General features: G+C 73.5%; 17 protein-coding genes. 8 read left to right on the top strand and 9 right to left on the bottom strand.

The annotated features are described in order from the left end of the window. Positions 1 to 21 precede the first annotated feature (21 nt). The 4 genes from C569_RS0116985 to C569_RS0116970 all read left to right on the top strand — a co-directional run bounded on the left by C569_RS0116985 (position 22) and on the right by C569_RS0116970 (position 4,240). On the top strand, positions 22 to 1,044 hold the full coding sequence (locus C569_RS0116985) for an aspartate-semialdehyde dehydrogenase (protein WP_026268266.1): 1,023 nt from the start codon (positions 22 to 24) through the stop codon (positions 1,042 to 1,044). 188 nt (positions 1,045 to 1,232) lie between these two features. Next, entirely contained in the window at positions 1,233 to 1,649 is a 417-nt protein-coding gene (locus C569_RS0116980; RefSeq protein WP_026268265.1) for a CBS domain-containing protein, read from the top strand. 159 nt (positions 1,650 to 1,808) lie between these two features. Then, complete coding sequence (locus tag C569_RS0116975) at positions 1,809 to 2,180, top strand: SCP2 sterol-binding domain-containing protein (protein ID WP_018786972.1); 372 nt, start codon at positions 1,809 to 1,811, stop codon at positions 2,178 to 2,180. Then, complete coding sequence (locus C569_RS0116970; protein WP_018786971.1) at positions 2,180 to 4,240, top strand: glycogen debranching N-terminal domain-containing protein; 2,061 nt, start codon at positions 2,180 to 2,182, stop codon at positions 4,238 to 4,240. Before C569_RS0116975 ends, C569_RS0116970 begins: the two co-directional genes overlap by 1 nt. Positions 4,241 to 4,246: 6 nt before the next feature. Here C569_RS0116970 and C569_RS0116965 read toward each other — a convergent pair whose 3' ends face one another. Then, positions 4,247 to 4,636, bottom strand: coding sequence for a VOC family protein (locus C569_RS0116965; protein WP_018786970.1), 390 nt, complete (start codon positions 4,634 to 4,636; stop codon positions 4,247 to 4,249). 9 nt (positions 4,637 to 4,645) lie between these two features. Further along, positions 4,646 to 4,864 carry a hypothetical protein gene (locus tag C569_RS0116960; RefSeq protein WP_018786969.1) on the bottom strand — a complete coding sequence of 73 codons (219 nt, stop codon included), beginning with the start codon at positions 4,862 to 4,864 and terminating at the stop codon, positions 4,646 to 4,648. A gap of 98 nt (positions 4,865 to 4,962) precedes the next feature. Here C569_RS0116960 and C569_RS0116955 point away from each other — a divergent pair, with 98 nt between their 5' ends. Then, positions 4,963 to 5,715 (top strand): 1-acyl-sn-glycerol-3-phosphate acyltransferase, encoded by a 753-nt coding sequence (locus tag C569_RS0116955; protein WP_018786968.1) that lies wholly within the window; start codon positions 4,963 to 4,965, stop codon positions 5,713 to 5,715. Positions 5,716 to 5,743: 28 nt separating this feature from the next. On the opposite strand, the gene C569_RS0116950 is transcribed toward C569_RS0116955, so the two are convergent. The 5 genes from C569_RS0116950 to C569_RS0116930 all read right to left on the bottom strand — a co-directional run bounded on the left by C569_RS0116950 (position 5,744) and on the right by C569_RS0116930 (position 10,577). Continuing rightward, positions 5,744 to 6,487 (bottom strand): hypothetical protein, encoded by a 744-nt coding sequence (locus C569_RS0116950; RefSeq protein WP_018786967.1) that lies wholly within the window; start codon positions 6,485 to 6,487, stop codon positions 5,744 to 5,746. 74 nt (positions 6,488 to 6,561) lie between these two features. After that, complete coding sequence (locus C569_RS0116945) at positions 6,562 to 7,278, bottom strand: response regulator transcription factor (RefSeq protein ID WP_018786966.1); 717 nt, start codon at positions 7,276 to 7,278, stop codon at positions 6,562 to 6,564. Next, positions 7,248 to 8,444 (bottom strand): hypothetical protein, encoded by a 1,197-nt coding sequence (locus C569_RS0116940; RefSeq protein ID WP_018786965.1) that lies wholly within the window; start codon positions 8,442 to 8,444, stop codon positions 7,248 to 7,250. The genes C569_RS0116945 and C569_RS0116940 overlap by 31 nt, the downstream gene beginning before the upstream one ends. Then, entirely contained in the window at positions 8,434 to 9,609 is a 1,176-nt protein-coding gene (locus C569_RS0116935; protein WP_018786964.1) for an ATP-binding protein, read from the bottom strand. Before C569_RS0116935 ends, C569_RS0116940 begins: the two co-directional genes overlap by 11 nt. 119 nt (positions 9,610 to 9,728) lie before the next feature. Next, a complete protein-coding gene (locus tag C569_RS0116930; protein WP_018786963.1) occupies positions 9,729 to 10,577 on the bottom strand; it encodes a class I SAM-dependent methyltransferase in 849 nt (282 codons plus the stop codon). Positions 10,578 to 10,750: 173 nt separating this feature from the next. On the opposite strand from C569_RS0116930, the gene C569_RS34345 reads away from it, so the two are divergent. Together C569_RS34345 and C569_RS0116920 are read left to right on the top strand one after the other, a co-directional pair. Continuing rightward, complete coding sequence (locus C569_RS34345) at positions 10,751 to 10,963, top strand: hypothetical protein (protein WP_018786961.1); 213 nt, start codon at positions 10,751 to 10,753, stop codon at positions 10,961 to 10,963. A gap of 42 nt (positions 10,964 to 11,005) precedes the next feature. Next, a complete protein-coding gene (locus C569_RS0116920) occupies positions 11,006 to 11,416 on the top strand; it encodes a TIGR03618 family F420-dependent PPOX class oxidoreductase (protein ID WP_018786960.1) in 411 nt (136 codons plus the stop codon). Between the two features lie 2 nt (positions 11,417 to 11,418). Here C569_RS0116920 and C569_RS0116915 read toward each other — a convergent pair whose 3' ends face one another. Continuing rightward, positions 11,419 to 11,862: a hypothetical protein gene (locus C569_RS0116915; RefSeq protein WP_018786959.1), complete on the bottom strand. Its 444-nt coding sequence runs from the start codon at positions 11,860 to 11,862 to the stop codon at positions 11,419 to 11,421. Between the two features lie 122 nt (positions 11,863 to 11,984). Between C569_RS0116915 and C569_RS0116910 the strand changes: the two genes are divergently transcribed. Next, positions 11,985 to 12,824 carry a hypothetical protein gene (locus C569_RS0116910; protein ID WP_026268264.1) on the top strand — a complete coding sequence of 280 codons (840 nt, stop codon included), beginning with the start codon at positions 11,985 to 11,987 and terminating at the stop codon, positions 12,822 to 12,824. A gap of 27 nt (positions 12,825 to 12,851) precedes the next feature. Here C569_RS0116910 and C569_RS0116905 read toward each other — a convergent pair whose 3' ends face one another. Further along, the gene (locus C569_RS0116905; RefSeq protein WP_026268263.1) at positions 12,852 to 13,211 is read right to left on the bottom strand and encodes a MerR family transcriptional regulator; all 360 of its coding nucleotides are present in this window, start codon (positions 13,209 to 13,211) and stop codon (positions 12,852 to 12,854) included. Positions 13,212 to 13,244: the final 33 nt, after the last annotated feature.

Genomic DNA, 13,244 nt, shown 5'->3' with positions numbered 1-13,244 from the left:
CGGATGGGTAGCCTCGCGGGCATGAGGATCGGCATTGTGGGAGCCACCGGTCAGGTCGGTGGCGTCATGCGGCAGGTGCTGGCGGAGCGCGAGTTCCCGGCGGAGCAGGTGCGCCTGTTCGCCTCGGCCCGGTCGGCCGGGCGCACGCTGCCCTGGCGCGACGGCGAGGTCACCGTGGAGGACGCGGACACCGCTGACTACCGCGGCCTGGACATCGTGCTCTTCTCGGCGGGCAAGGGCACCGCGAAGGAACTGGCTCCCCGGGTCGCCGAGGCCGGCGCCGTGGTGATCGACAACTCCTCGGCGTTCCGGATGGACCCGCAGGTGCCGCTGGTGGTGGCCGAGGTCAACCCGCACGCGGTCGCGGACCGCCCGAAGGGCATCGTGGCCAACCCGAACTGCACCACGATGGCCGCCATGCCGGTGCTACGCCCGCTGCACGACGAGGCCGGGCTGGTCAGCCTCGTCGTCGCCACCTACCAGGCGGTCTCCGGCGCCGGCCTGGCCGGTGTGGCGGAACTGGACGAGCAGGTCCGCAAGGTGGCCGAGGACGCCGCTTCGCTCGCCTTCGACGGCGGGGCGGTGGAGTTCCCGGCGCCGCGCTCGTTCGCCCGTCCGATCGCCTTCAACGTGCTCCCGCTGGCCGGTTCGATAGTCGACGACGGCTCCTTCGAGACGGACGAGGAGCAGAAGCTGCGCAACGAGAGCCGCAAGATCCTGGAGATCCCCGGGCTGAAGGTTTCCGGCACGTGCGTGCGGGTGCCGGTCTTCACCGGCCACTCGCTGCAGATCAACGCCCGGTTCGCCCGGCCGATCGACCCGGCCCGGGCCCGTGAGCTGCTCGACGGCGCGCCCGGCGTGGCGCTGCGCGACGTGCCGACGCCGCTGGAGGCGGCCGGCCAGGACCCGACGTACGTCGGCCGGATCCGGGCCGACGAGACCGTCGAGCACGGGCTCGCGCTGTTCTGCTCCAACGACAACCTGCGCAAGGGCGCGGCGCTCAACGCCGTGCAGCTCGCCGAGCTGGTCGCCGCCGAGCGCTGACCACGCTGCTGGTGCTGGCCCCGCGGGTGCCGGAGAACGGCGCCGGGCGGGATGCCGCGCGCTGCAAGCGGGCTCGCGGACGCGGTCGCCGATCTGGTGGGCGTGGTGCTGGGCATCCCGGCGGCGCCCGCGTTACCCCGCCCGCGGCGGCGGGTAGACCGCGGTGCCGACACCGAGAGGGGAGCACCATGACAACGGTCGGAGAGTTCATGACGACCCGGTTGGTGACGATGGACGGCAACGACACGCTCATGGCCGCCGCGCAGGAGATGCGCGACGGCGCCATCGGCGACGTGGTGGTGACCGACGGCGACGACGTGGTCGGCATCGTGACGGACCGGGACATCACGGTACGGGGCGTGGCCGAGAACATGAACCCCACCGCCACCCGGCTCAACCAGATCACCACCAAGGACGTGGTGACGGTCAGCCAGTACGACGACGCAGTGGCCGCCGCCGACCTGATGCGCACGTACGCGGTCCGTCGCCTCCCGGTGGTCGACGACGGCCGTCTGGTCGGCCTGGTCTCCATGGGTGACCTGGCGGTGGAGCGGGAACCCCAGTCGGTGCTCGCCGACATCAGCGCCGACGACCCCAACAACTAGACCTGTCCGCCGCGATGACGCCGGCTCCCGGTTCGGGGGCCGGCGTCGCGCGTCGCGACGGTGCGCCGCGCTCACCCGGTTCGGGCGAGGTTGGCCCCCGATTCGGCGGGGACACGGGCCTCGGACAGGCAGACCGCTGACGCGGGAGGAGTCGCTCGGATGGTGGACACGACCACGAGATTCTTCGAGGACCTGGATCGGCGGGGGTTCGAGCCCCTGCTGGCCAAGACATCCGGAACGCTCCGCTTCGACCTGCACGAGGGCCCGCACACCACGCACTGGGTGCTGGAGATCGATCACGGCAGTCTGCGGGTCCGGCAGGCGGACGGCGAGGCGGACACGGTGGTCGGCACCGAGCCGCGCCTGTTCGCCGAGCTGGTCGGCGGTGAGGAGAACGCCATCGCGGCGCTGCTGCGCGGTGACATGACAGTCATGGGTGACCTGCGGCTCGTGTTGCAGGTCGAGCGGGTCTTCCCCGGTCCGCCGGACTCCCGCGGACCGCACCACACGTTCAGCGGGAGGGGTGCCTGATGCCCGGGAACAACACCGTCCGGATCCTGGACGGCAACACGTTCGTGGTCAGCGAGGACACCGGCGACATCGAGGCCACACCGAACGAGCCGACCGGCCTGTTCTCGCTCGACACGCGGTACCTGTCGAAGTGGGTGCTCACCGTCAACGGCGAGCGGCTCAACGCGTTGTCCTACGACGACCTCCAGTACTACGAGGCCCGGTTCTTCCTGGTGCCCGGCATGGCCACGCACTACGTCGACGCGAAGCTGTCGATCATCCGGGAGCGGGCGGTCGGCGGCAGCTTCCGCGAGACGCTGACCATCCTCAACCACGACGAGAAGGCGGTCGACCTGCAGATCCGGATGGACGCCGGGTCCGACTTCGCCGACCTGTTCCAGGTCAAGGACGAGATTCTGAACAAGAAGGGCGAACACTACGCCGAGGCTGAGTCGGACCGGCTGCGCCTGGGCTACCGGCGCGGCAACTTCCGGCGGGAGACGATCGTCTCCGCCGACCAGCCGGCCCGCTACGACCAGCGGGGCTTCGCGTGGAGCATCCGGCTGGAACCGAACGAGCAGTGGGACGCCGTCATCGACGTGCAGACGTTCGCGATCGGCCCCGGCGGCCGGGACCTGCGGATGGGACTGCGCGCGCACGGCACCGAGCGGCTCGCGCTCCAGCACGACCTGGAGGAGTGGATCAGCCGGGCCCCGAAGGTGAACAGCGAGCACGACCGGGTCGCCGCGACGTATCGGCGGAGCCTGGTCGACCTCGCGGCGCTGCGCTTCTCGCCGCTGTCGCTCGGCGGGCAGACGCTGCCCGCGGCCGGCCTGCCCTGGTTCATGACCATGTTCGGCCGGGACAGCATCCTCACCTGCCTGCAGGTGCTGCCGTTCGCGCCGGAGATGTCGAAGACCACGCTGCGCATCCTCGCCGCGCTCCAGGGCACCCGGTTCGACGACTTCCGGGACGAGGATCCGGGCCGGATCCTGCACGAGATGCGGTACGGCGAGACCGCCGCGTTCGAGGAGCAGCCGCACTCGCCGTACTACGGCTCGGTGGACGCGACCCCGCTGTTCGTGGTGCTGCTCGACGAGTACGAGCGGTGGAGCGGCGACGGCGCGCTGGTCAAGGAGCTGGAACGGGAGTGCCGGGCCGCGCTCAAGTGGATCGACGACTACGCCGACCTGCTCGGCAACGGCTACATCTGGTACGAGCGGCGCAACACCGACACCGGCCTGGAGAACCAGTGCTGGAAGGACTCGTGGGACTCCATCTCGTACGCCGACGGCACGCTGCCGCCGTTCCCGCGGGCCACCTGCGAGGTGCAGGGGTACGCGTACGACGCGAAGGTGCGGGCCGCCCGGATGGCCCGGGAGTTCTGGGGCGACCCCGCGTACGCCGATCAGCTGGAACGCGGGGCGGCGGAGCTGAAGCGGCGCTTCAACAACGACTGGTGGGTCGCCGACCGCGGCTTCTACGCGCTGGCGCTGGACCCGGACGGGCGCCAGTGCGAGGTGCTCAGCTCCAACATCGGCCACCTGCTGTGGAGCGGGATCGTGGACGACGAGCGGGCGCCGAGGATCGCCGAGCATCTGGTCGGCCCCCGGCTCTGGTCCGGCTGGGGGGTGCGGACGCTGGCCGAGGGCGAGGTCCGCTACAACCCGATCGGCTACCACAACGGCACGATCTGGCCGTTCGACAACTCGTTCGTCGCCTGGGGCCTGCGCCGGTACGGCTTCGCCGAGGAGGCCGCCACCGTGGCCAACGGCATCCTCGACGCGGCCACCTACTTCGACGGCCGGCTGCCGGAGGCGTTCGGCGGCTACCGGCGCGAGCTGACCAAGTTCCCGGTGGAGTATCCGACCGCGTGCAGCCCGCAGGCCTGGTCCACGGGCGCGCCGTTGCTGCTCCTGCGCAGCATGCTGGGTCTGGAGCCGCACGAACAGCACCTGGCGGTCGACCCGCGGCTGCCGGTGGGCATGGGACGGATCGAGGTGCTGGACATCCCGGGCCGCTGGGGTCGGGTGGACGCGTTCGCCAGGGGCCGGATCGACCTCGAGGAACTGGCCGACTGAGCCGGGTCAGTGCCCGGGTGGCGACGCGGTGTGCGCCTCGTTCGGCGGGAGCAGGCAGAACTCGTTGCCCTCCGGGTCGGCCAGCACGGTCCAGCGCGGCAGCTCGCGGACGACCGTGGCGCCCGCCTCCAGCACCGCGGCCCGCTCCTCGGCGTCGCCGACCAGGTCGAGGTGGATCCGGCCGGGGGCGGGCAGCGTGTCGGCGGGGCTGATCCACAGGTCCGGGCGCCGCCCGTGCGGGTCGCGCAGCAGCACCGCCTCGGCCGGGGCGAGCGTGCCCTCGGCGAGCTTCACCCGGTCCGACTCGGCGACCGGCATCCCGGTGACCGCACTCCAGAACGGAGCCAGCAGGTAGGGATCACGGCAGTGGATGACGATCGCGGCGAGGTCCGGCATGCCTCGAACCTAGTCGCCGGCGGCGGCGGGCAGGATGCTGTCCAGGAACGCGGCGGCAGCCGCGCGCAGGTCGGGCCGGGCCAGGTCGAGCGCGTGACCGCCGTGCGTGAGCCACAGATGCGCCGGGTGCCCGGCGGCGAGCAGCCGGCCGGTCAGCTCGACCGGTTGGGCGGCGGGCACCGCTTCGTCGTCGCGCCCCCGGAGCAGCAGCACCGCGCGGTCGGTCACGGCGCCATCGTCGCCGCGTCCGGGCCGGGGCGCGACCCGGTCTGCCGAGGGCAGATCGGCCCTACGGTCGCGTAACCTACCCGGGGTAAAGTTTCGACATGTCGGAACTCGTGTACCCCCCTGTGATCACCGCCGCGAAGACGATGTTCCGGCTCCTCGACCTGCGCCTGGACGTGTCCGGCAGCGAGCACGTGCCGCACACCGGCGGCGCCGTCCTCGCGTCCAACCACGTGAGCTACCTCGACTTCATCTTCTGCGGCTACGGCGCGCACCCGGCCCGGCGGCTGGTTCGGTTCATGGCCAAGGACAGCGTCTTCCGGCACCGCGTCTCCGGGCCGCTGATGCGCGGCATGAAGCACATCCCGGTCAACCGCGCCGCCGGGGCCGGCTCGTACGCCGCCGCTGTCGGCGCGCTGCGCCGGGGCGAGGTGGTCGGCGTCTTCCCGGAGGCGACGATCAGCCGCTCCTTGACGGTGAAGGACCTGAAGAACGGCGCGGCCCGGATGTCGCAGGAGGCGAACGTGCCGCTGCTGCCGGTCGCGCTCTGGGGCACCCAGCGGCTGTGGACCAAGGGCCGCCCGCGCACGCTGACCCGCCGGCACACGCCGATCACCATCGTCGTCGGCGAGCCGATGGACCCGGCCGCCTACCCGGACGCCACGGTCATGACCGCCGACCTGCGTACCCGGCTGTCGGCGCTCGTCGACCGGGCCCAGCGGGAGTACCCGGACAAGCCGTCCGGCCCGGACGACACCTGGTGGCAGCCGGCCCACCTGGGCGGCAGCGCGCCGACCCCGGAGGAGGCGGCCGAGCTGGACCGGTCCGAGCGTCGCACCCGCAGCGTCTCCTGACCACGCCGGGTTCCGCCGCGGGGGAGCGTCAGCAGGCGGAGCCGGGCTGGTCGTGGGCGGGGAAGCCCGACCACGCCCACGGCGACGCCTCGGCCGCCGGCGGACGGTAGTAGTCGTCGCGGGACAGGAACTCCACCGGCAGCGAGCCCGGCAACGTCACGGTGCCCAGCGTCGGGCCGGGGGAGGCGGCCACCCGGACGGCGAGGACGTCCCGCTCCGGCGGGGACAGGTCCACCAGTTCGGCGTTGGCGAGCCGGAACCCGGCCACCGCGCGGCGTACCTGCCGGGCCAGCGCGGCGACCGGACCGACCGGGCCGGTGAGCGCCAGCGCCGGCTGCCGGATGGTGCGCAGCGCGTCGCACACGATGCGCAACTCACCGATGCCGTCGCCCACCTCGACCAGTTCCAGTCGGGACGGCCACTGCCAGCGGATCTGGCCGCTGACCAGGCGGGACAGCCGGACCGGACGCCGGTGCCGGGCACCCGTCCGGCCGTCCCGCCCGGAGACCACAGACAGTTCGGATCCGGTGCAGACGTACGCCAGCCGGCGCTCGGTCACTGTGACAGTCGCCGGGGCGGGCAGCGACCAGCAGCGGACGTCCTCGCTCGGGCCGAGCAGGTGACCGGCGACACGCAGGCGGTGCTGCCCGAGCAGGCGTTCGCCCGGCTCGGGCACCAACTCGTAGCGCCGGTCGAGCACGGGACGGGTGGGGTCGTCGTCGGCGTCGAACCGGTGCGGTCCGACGAAGAAGGGTGCGGCGTCCTCCGGCACGGTGCGACCTCCCGGTGACGGTTGGCGGTAACGGTGAGCCTGCCCGGTTCCGGGGTCGACTGTCATGACACCTGTTAGGGGGTCGGCCGGTCGGCCGACGCCTGCGACCGGTAGATGCCGATATCTTCCGGTCGGACGAGTCCGTCCTCGATCGCCCGGGCGAGCAGTGCCGCCTTCGTGGCGGCCGGGCGCCCCGCTCGGGTGTACTTGATCCGCGCACGGTCGACGTACTGCTTCACCGTGTGCTCGCTGATCTGCATCCGGCGCGCCACCGACGCCTTCGACATCGACTGGAACCACAGCAGCAGCGCCTCGCGCTCCTTGTCCGACAGGGACGGACGGTCCGGACGGGCGTCACCGACCATCGCGCCGGCCAGCGCCGGCGGCACGTACGGCCGGTCGCTCGCCGCCGCCAGCACGGTGGCCACGCAGTGCTCGCGTCCCTCGTGCTTGGCCAGGAACGCGACCGCCCCGGCGTCGAGCGCGGCGAGCATTGTCTGCGGGTCGCTGTGCTCGGAGTAGACCACCACCCGGCGCCCGGCCGCGCTCAGCTCGGCCAGCTTGTCCAGCACCATCCGGCCGTGCAGGCGAAGGTCGAGCAGCACCACCTCGGCGTACGGCGCGGCCCGCAGCACCCAGTCCGGGTCGTCGCCGGTGGCCAGCACCCGCAACCGGGGTTCGCCGGCCAGCCAGGCGCGCACCCCGTCGATCACCACCGGATGGTCGTCCACGATCGCCACCCCGATCGGGGTTCCGGCGTTCACGTCCGCCGCCAGCGGGTCTGCGTCCATCTGATCTCCCCGTCCCGCTCGTGCAGGTGTTCCACCGGCCAGTCCCCGCCGGTCGTCGGCTCGTCCGGGCCGTCGTGATCCGGTGTCACCAGGCTGACCACCACCTCGTCCGGGCCCGCGACCACGGTGAGCCGGGCCCAGCCCTCGGCGGCGGCGAGGGCTGCGGTGAGCGGGTCGGCCAGCCCGCGCCGGATCTCCACCGGCAGTTCCGGTGGCGTGCCGACCGACACCAGGTCGATCGGCAGCCCGTTCCGCTCCGCCAGGTCGGCCGCCGCGCGCAGTTCGTGCAGCAGCGCGTCCGGCACGTCGTCCGACTCGGCGATGAGCCGGCGCAGCCGGGCTGCCGCCAGCACCGCGCGCCGCCGTACCGCCGGGTCGGCCGGGTCGGCGTCGCCCGCCGCCAGTTCGGCCAGCACCTCCTCGGCGGTGCCGCTGACCAGCGCCAGCCGCGCCTGCCGCTCGGTGCGGGCCCGCTCGGCCGCCGCCTGCTCCGCCGCCACGGCGAGCGTCGCCGCCGCGGTGGCCGCCCGGTCCCGGGCCTGCGCGGTGAGCGCCGCCGCGCCGACGAAGACCGCCACCGGCAGGGTGGAGGTGCCGTAGAGATACATCGCGGCCCGGCTCAGGTCGGCCGGGCCGGTCGCCCCGTACAGCACTACAGCGGCCAGCGCGATCGTGCCGTGCGCGGCGAGCATGACCAGCAGCCAGCGCACCGGCCGCCGCCAGAGCACCAGCAGGAAGAACCAGGCCAGGCCGCCCCACACCCAGTTGGCGGTGCTGAACAGGAACCGCTCGCCGGCCCCGGCGACCACCGCCGCGTCGACCACCAGCAGCGCCGCGGCCAGCGGCCCGGCCGCCGGCAGCCCGCCGCGCAGCAGCCGTAGGGCAGCCCCGACCCCGACCAGCGTGGTCACCAGCCAGCCCGCCGCCACCACGGCCGGGACGGCCATCCCCGGTCCCGCCCGCAACACCGCCGGCAGCGCGACCGCCAGGTGCCAGGCCGCCGCGATGACGATCGCGGCGATCCGCGCGCCACCGTCCGACGCGTCGGCGACCGCGTGCGCCTCCGGCGGGGCGGTGGCCGCTGCGGAGCGAGTCGCCTCCCGCGGCCGGGGCAGCGGACGCAGCGCGGGGCCGGCCGTCACCGCGGTACCCGACTCACTCGCCATCGGACCACTCCAGCCGGATCCGGGTGCCGGCGCCAGGGGCGGAAGTCACCACCGCCTGGCCACCCACAGTGCTCATCCGGCCGTGGATCGACTCGCGCAGCCCGTACCGGTGGGCCGGGACCGTGGTCGGGTCGAAACCGGGACCGTCGTCGACCACCTCGACCACGACGGTGCCGCCCTCGCGGGCCAGACGCAGCGACGTGGCCGCGCCCGCCGCGTGCCGTGCCACGTTCGCCAGCGCGGCGGCGGCGCTGTCGGCGAGCGCCGTGGCGACCTCCGCCGGCAGCCGGCACGGCGCAAGCGTCGCGGTCACCGCCGGCCCGGGCGTCCCGGCGAGCACGTCGCGCAGCCGTTCGTCCAGGTCGGTCTCGCCGGCCGCGGACGCGGTCCGCGCGCCCGCCAGGACGGAGAGGGTACGCAGATCATCCGCGCACCGCTCGCGCAACGTCGCCGAGTCGGGCACCGCGCCGAGGCCGACCATGGTGAGCGTGCCCAGCACGGTGTCGTGCAGGTCGCGGTTCTGCCGCCGTTCCGCCTCGCGGGCGGCGCGCGCCACCACCGCCTCGTGGGACAGACGCTGGTAGTCGGCGAACGCGGTGTCGGCGCGGACGATCCGGCGGCGCATCACCGCCGTCATAACCGCCGCGCTGCCGGTCTGCACCAGCAGCGTCCCGGCGTGCGCCCGCGCCTCGACCGGGTCACCGGCCAGCGTGGTGCCGGTGACGTACGCGACGGTGACCAGCAGGGCGGCCGGCACCGACCAGCGGGCCGGGGCGGTGGCCTGCGCGTTGATGACTGTCGAGCTGGCCAGCACCGCGATCCAACTCGCCTCGCCCGGCAGCACCTCCGGCGCGACGAGCCACGGGACGGCGAGCGCGGCGACGGTGGTCAGCGCCACGTCACCGGCGACCAGCGCGCCGCCGATGCCGTGCCGGAACGCGCGGAACGCGTACCAGACCGACCAGGAGGTCAGCACGACGATCGCGGGAACCAGCAGCGCCACCCGCACCGGCGGCGTACGCACCGACAGTGCGACCACCGCACCGACCAGGCCGCAGGTGAGCCGCAGCAGCGCCGGCAGAGTGGTGAAGATCAGGCTGAACGCGTCACCCGCCGGGCGGGCCAGCGGGGCCCGGGACAGGGGCATGGCGGCAGCGACCGGCATCGGGGGGATGTCCTTCCGGCAGCGACCCGGCCGGGTCCGCGCGGCATAGATTGACGCTGGAGAATAACATGCTTTGTCGCATCTGGTCACCCTTGGTGCTTGACGAGCTTGGCAGGCTACTAGACGAACTTCGCTCCGGCGTCAAGCAGCCTGCGGTCCGGCCCGACGGTCAGCGGCGCGGCGGCGAGCAGGTGGGCGCTGGCGCCGAGGATCGCGGCGTCCCGCTCGAACGTCTCGGCACAGGTCAACGCGTCGCCGAACAACCGCTCGTGCGGCCCGGTGCCGAGCGCGTTCAGCAGCGGCCACAGCGGACCCTCCACCCCGTACACCTGCGGGGTGGGCAGCCCGGCCGCGACGAAGTCGGCCACCAGTTCCTCCGGCCGGTGGAAGAACGCGGTGGTGAAGCCGGTGCGCGGGTCGTTCACCCCGGTCTCGTACTGGGCGCGCAACGACTGCCGGTTGTCCTCGTCCAGGCGCCCCTGCACGCTCAGGTCGATCAGCGCGGCGTGGCGGCTGATCGCCGCCGCCACGATCGTCCCGCCGGGCCGGGTCACCCGCGCCGCCTCGCGCAGCGCCGCCACCCGGTCGGCCTGCCGCGGCAGGTGGTAGAGCGGGCCGAGCAGCAGCGTCGCGTCCGCCGCCGCGTCCGGCGACGGCACAGCGCGGGCGTCACCCACCGACGCGGTCACCAGCGGGTACGCGGACCGCGCCGCCGCCACGTGCGCGGGCACCAGATCGACCAGGTGCACCCGGTAGCCGGCCGCCGCGAGCGGACCCGCGTACGCCCCGGGACCGCCGCCGACGTCCAGCACGTCCGCCGGTGCGGCGGGCAGCAGCCGGGCGAGCAGATCCCGGGTACGCCGTGCCTCCAGCCGGCCCTGCGGCGACCCGTCCAGCCGGTCGGCCTCGGCGTAGACCTCGGTGTAGTAGCGTCTGATGTCCGGCTCGGCCGGGCGGTGTGCGGGCATCGACCGATGGTCGCCGAGAAGCGGAGGACGGGCATCCGGTTTTGCTGTCCGGCTTCCTCCTGTTCCGGGCCGTGCAGGACGCCACCGGCCCGGCGCGGTCCACTGTCGAGACCTTCTCCGGGGCGATCGTCGACCGCGACTATCCGGCGGCGTAGCGGCAGCTCTGCTCCCGCGTGCGCGACCGGGTCAGCGAGGCGGACTTCGAACGGCAGCAGTCCTCGCAGCCGGACTTCACCGGCTACGACATCGTCGGGCTGAACGTGTCGAACAACAACGGCCGGGTCAGCGGGTCGGCGACCGTACGCTTCACCCCTGCGGCCGGCACCAACGTGACGCAGGCGTTTCCGCTGGTCAAGGAAGACGGGGAGTGGCGGATCTGCGAGTGAGCCGGGTAGCGCGCGTTCGCGCGTACCTGATCCACTTGTCGCATGGCCTCGTCTCCCACCCCACCGCCTCCGCCGGCCGTCGCGGACCGGCTGGCCCGCGAGCACAACGTCTGGCTCTGCACGCTGCGCCGCGACGGCTCCCCGCACGTCACGCCGGTGTGGTTCGTCTACGCCGACGACGTCTGGTGGATCGGCTGCGAAGGGCGCAGCGTCAAGGCCCGCAACGTGGCCGCCGACCCGCGCGTCTCACTCGCCCTGGAGGACGGCGTCCACCCGGTCGTGGCGGAGGGCGTCGCCCGCCTGCACCGCGCCGGCTTCCCGCCCGCCGTCGTCGCGGCGTTCGCGGAGAAGTACGGGGGATGGGACATCCGGGCGCCGGTCACGCCGGACGGTGAGCGGGTGCTGCTGGAGGTGCCCGTCCGGCGGTGGCTGCTCACCGGAACGGCGCGCTGACCCTAGTCGCCGGAGAACCCCCAGAAGTAGATCTCACTTGGGGCGCCCGTGTCGTCGTGCAGTACGGCGTACCGGCCGAACCAGCGCTGCTCGGCCAGCGGCGCGAGCGCCTCGACATGAGCGCGGGTCGGCCTGGCGACGCCCGCCCGTGCGAGCGCCTCCGCCTCGGTCACCGGCGCGAGCGTTCCGAAGTCGGGCTCCTCGCCGTCGGCCACCACCCGCGTCATGTCCAGGATGGAGTGCGTGCCGGACTCCTGCACCCGCTCGTCCGCCCACAGTTCCTCCTCGCTGCGGGGGCGGTCCGGGAAGTCGGCGGCGGACGTGAACTCGCCCGGCACCGCCCACCAGTAGTCGCCGGCCTCGAAGACCTCTCGGCGCAGTTCGTCAAGCGCGGCCTGCGCATCCGGCTGATACGCCACGAAGTAGTTCCAGCCCGATGCGCCCATGCTGCCTCCCGCTGATCCCGCTCGTCGCCGCCACCGTCCGGCGGCGTACGCGATCATGCCGGAGACCACCGACGAAACCGGCGGGTCACCGCGGCTCGGATTCCTGTGCCACTCTCTCCGCCATGCGCTTGTCGTCCGGCCTTGGAGTGGCCGCAGTCGCCGCGGGCCTGCTGTCGGTCGGAGCGGCGCTGCTCGCCATGCGGGACGCGTCGCTTCTGGGGGCAGTGGTCACCCTGGCGGCGGTGTGCGGCCACGCCTTCACGGCCTCCGGCACGCCCCGGGTGAGGTGGGGCGCAGCCGCCGGCGCCGGGATGTTCGCCCTGGTGGCAGCGGCTAACCTGCGCTGGAGCCGGGGATGGGGGACCGGCGCGGGCGAGCCGGCACGGGGACGGGCGTACCTGCTGGAGCGCTGGCTGGAGGGCATGGACCGGCAGCGGCTCATCGCGTGGGGCCTCGTTCTCGGCGTACTCCTGCTCGCGGTCGCCGTGTCGGCGCTGCCGGCACGCGGCGGGCGGCACGGCGTGGCGACGACGGTCCTGGCGGTGGCCGCGCTCGTCTGGTGCGGGCTGAGCGTGGCGTCGACGCCCGGCGAACCGCCGCTGCTCGATCTGATCGCCGCCGTGTGGCCGGGGTTGCTCGCCGTGCTCGTCACTGCCGGGGTGCTCGCGTCGTCCGGATGGCGGAGCGACCGGCACGGGCTTCTCCCGACTGGGATGATCCTGCTGGCGCTGGTCGCCGTGGGAACCTGCTCGGATCTCGCCGTCATGTGGGCGAACTGGTGGACGCTGGTCAGGCCCGCCGAGGACGCCTTCCTGCAACCGGGAATCATGGTGAGCACGGTCGCTCCGGCGGCAAGTGCCCTTGAGATGTCCTCGGCGGTGGAGACGGCTGTCACTCTCGGCGGCGTGGGGCTGGCGGTCGCCGGCGCACTGCGCGCCCACCGCGAGACCGAGGGTCGCTGAGAACCTGCGGCGTCCGGCGGGCCGCGCCTACGGGTGGGCGTCGGTGATCGCGATGACCTCGTCGAGGCGGTCCAGCGCGGCCCGCAGGTCGTCGACCTTGGCCTGGATGCGCTCGCGCTCGGCGCGCAGCATGGCCCGCTGTGCGGGGTCGGTGTGCCCGGCGTCCCAGCACGGCAGGAGTTCCGCGATCCGGCTGCTGGTCAGGCCCGCCGCGTACATCTGCTGGATGAACCGCACCAGCGTGACCGTGTCCGGCCGGTAGAGGCGCTGGCCAGACGCGCTGCGCCGGGGGAAGAGAAGACCCTGCTGCTCGTAGTAGCGCACCGCGCGCACCGACACACCGGCGTCGCGCGCCACCTCGCCGATGCGGATCAGCGGCTCGGTCACGGTGACCCCTCTCACCCCGGTCTCGGCGATCAA

It is taken from the genome of Micromonospora sp. CNB394 (assembly GCF_000374985.1).
In the GTDB taxonomy this organism is placed as follows: domain Bacteria; phylum Actinomycetota; class Actinomycetes; order Mycobacteriales; family Micromonosporaceae; genus Micromonospora; species Micromonospora marina.
The sequence above is the reverse complement of the archived record's forward strand: the minus strand, read 5'-3'. Positions and strand labels throughout refer to the sequence as shown.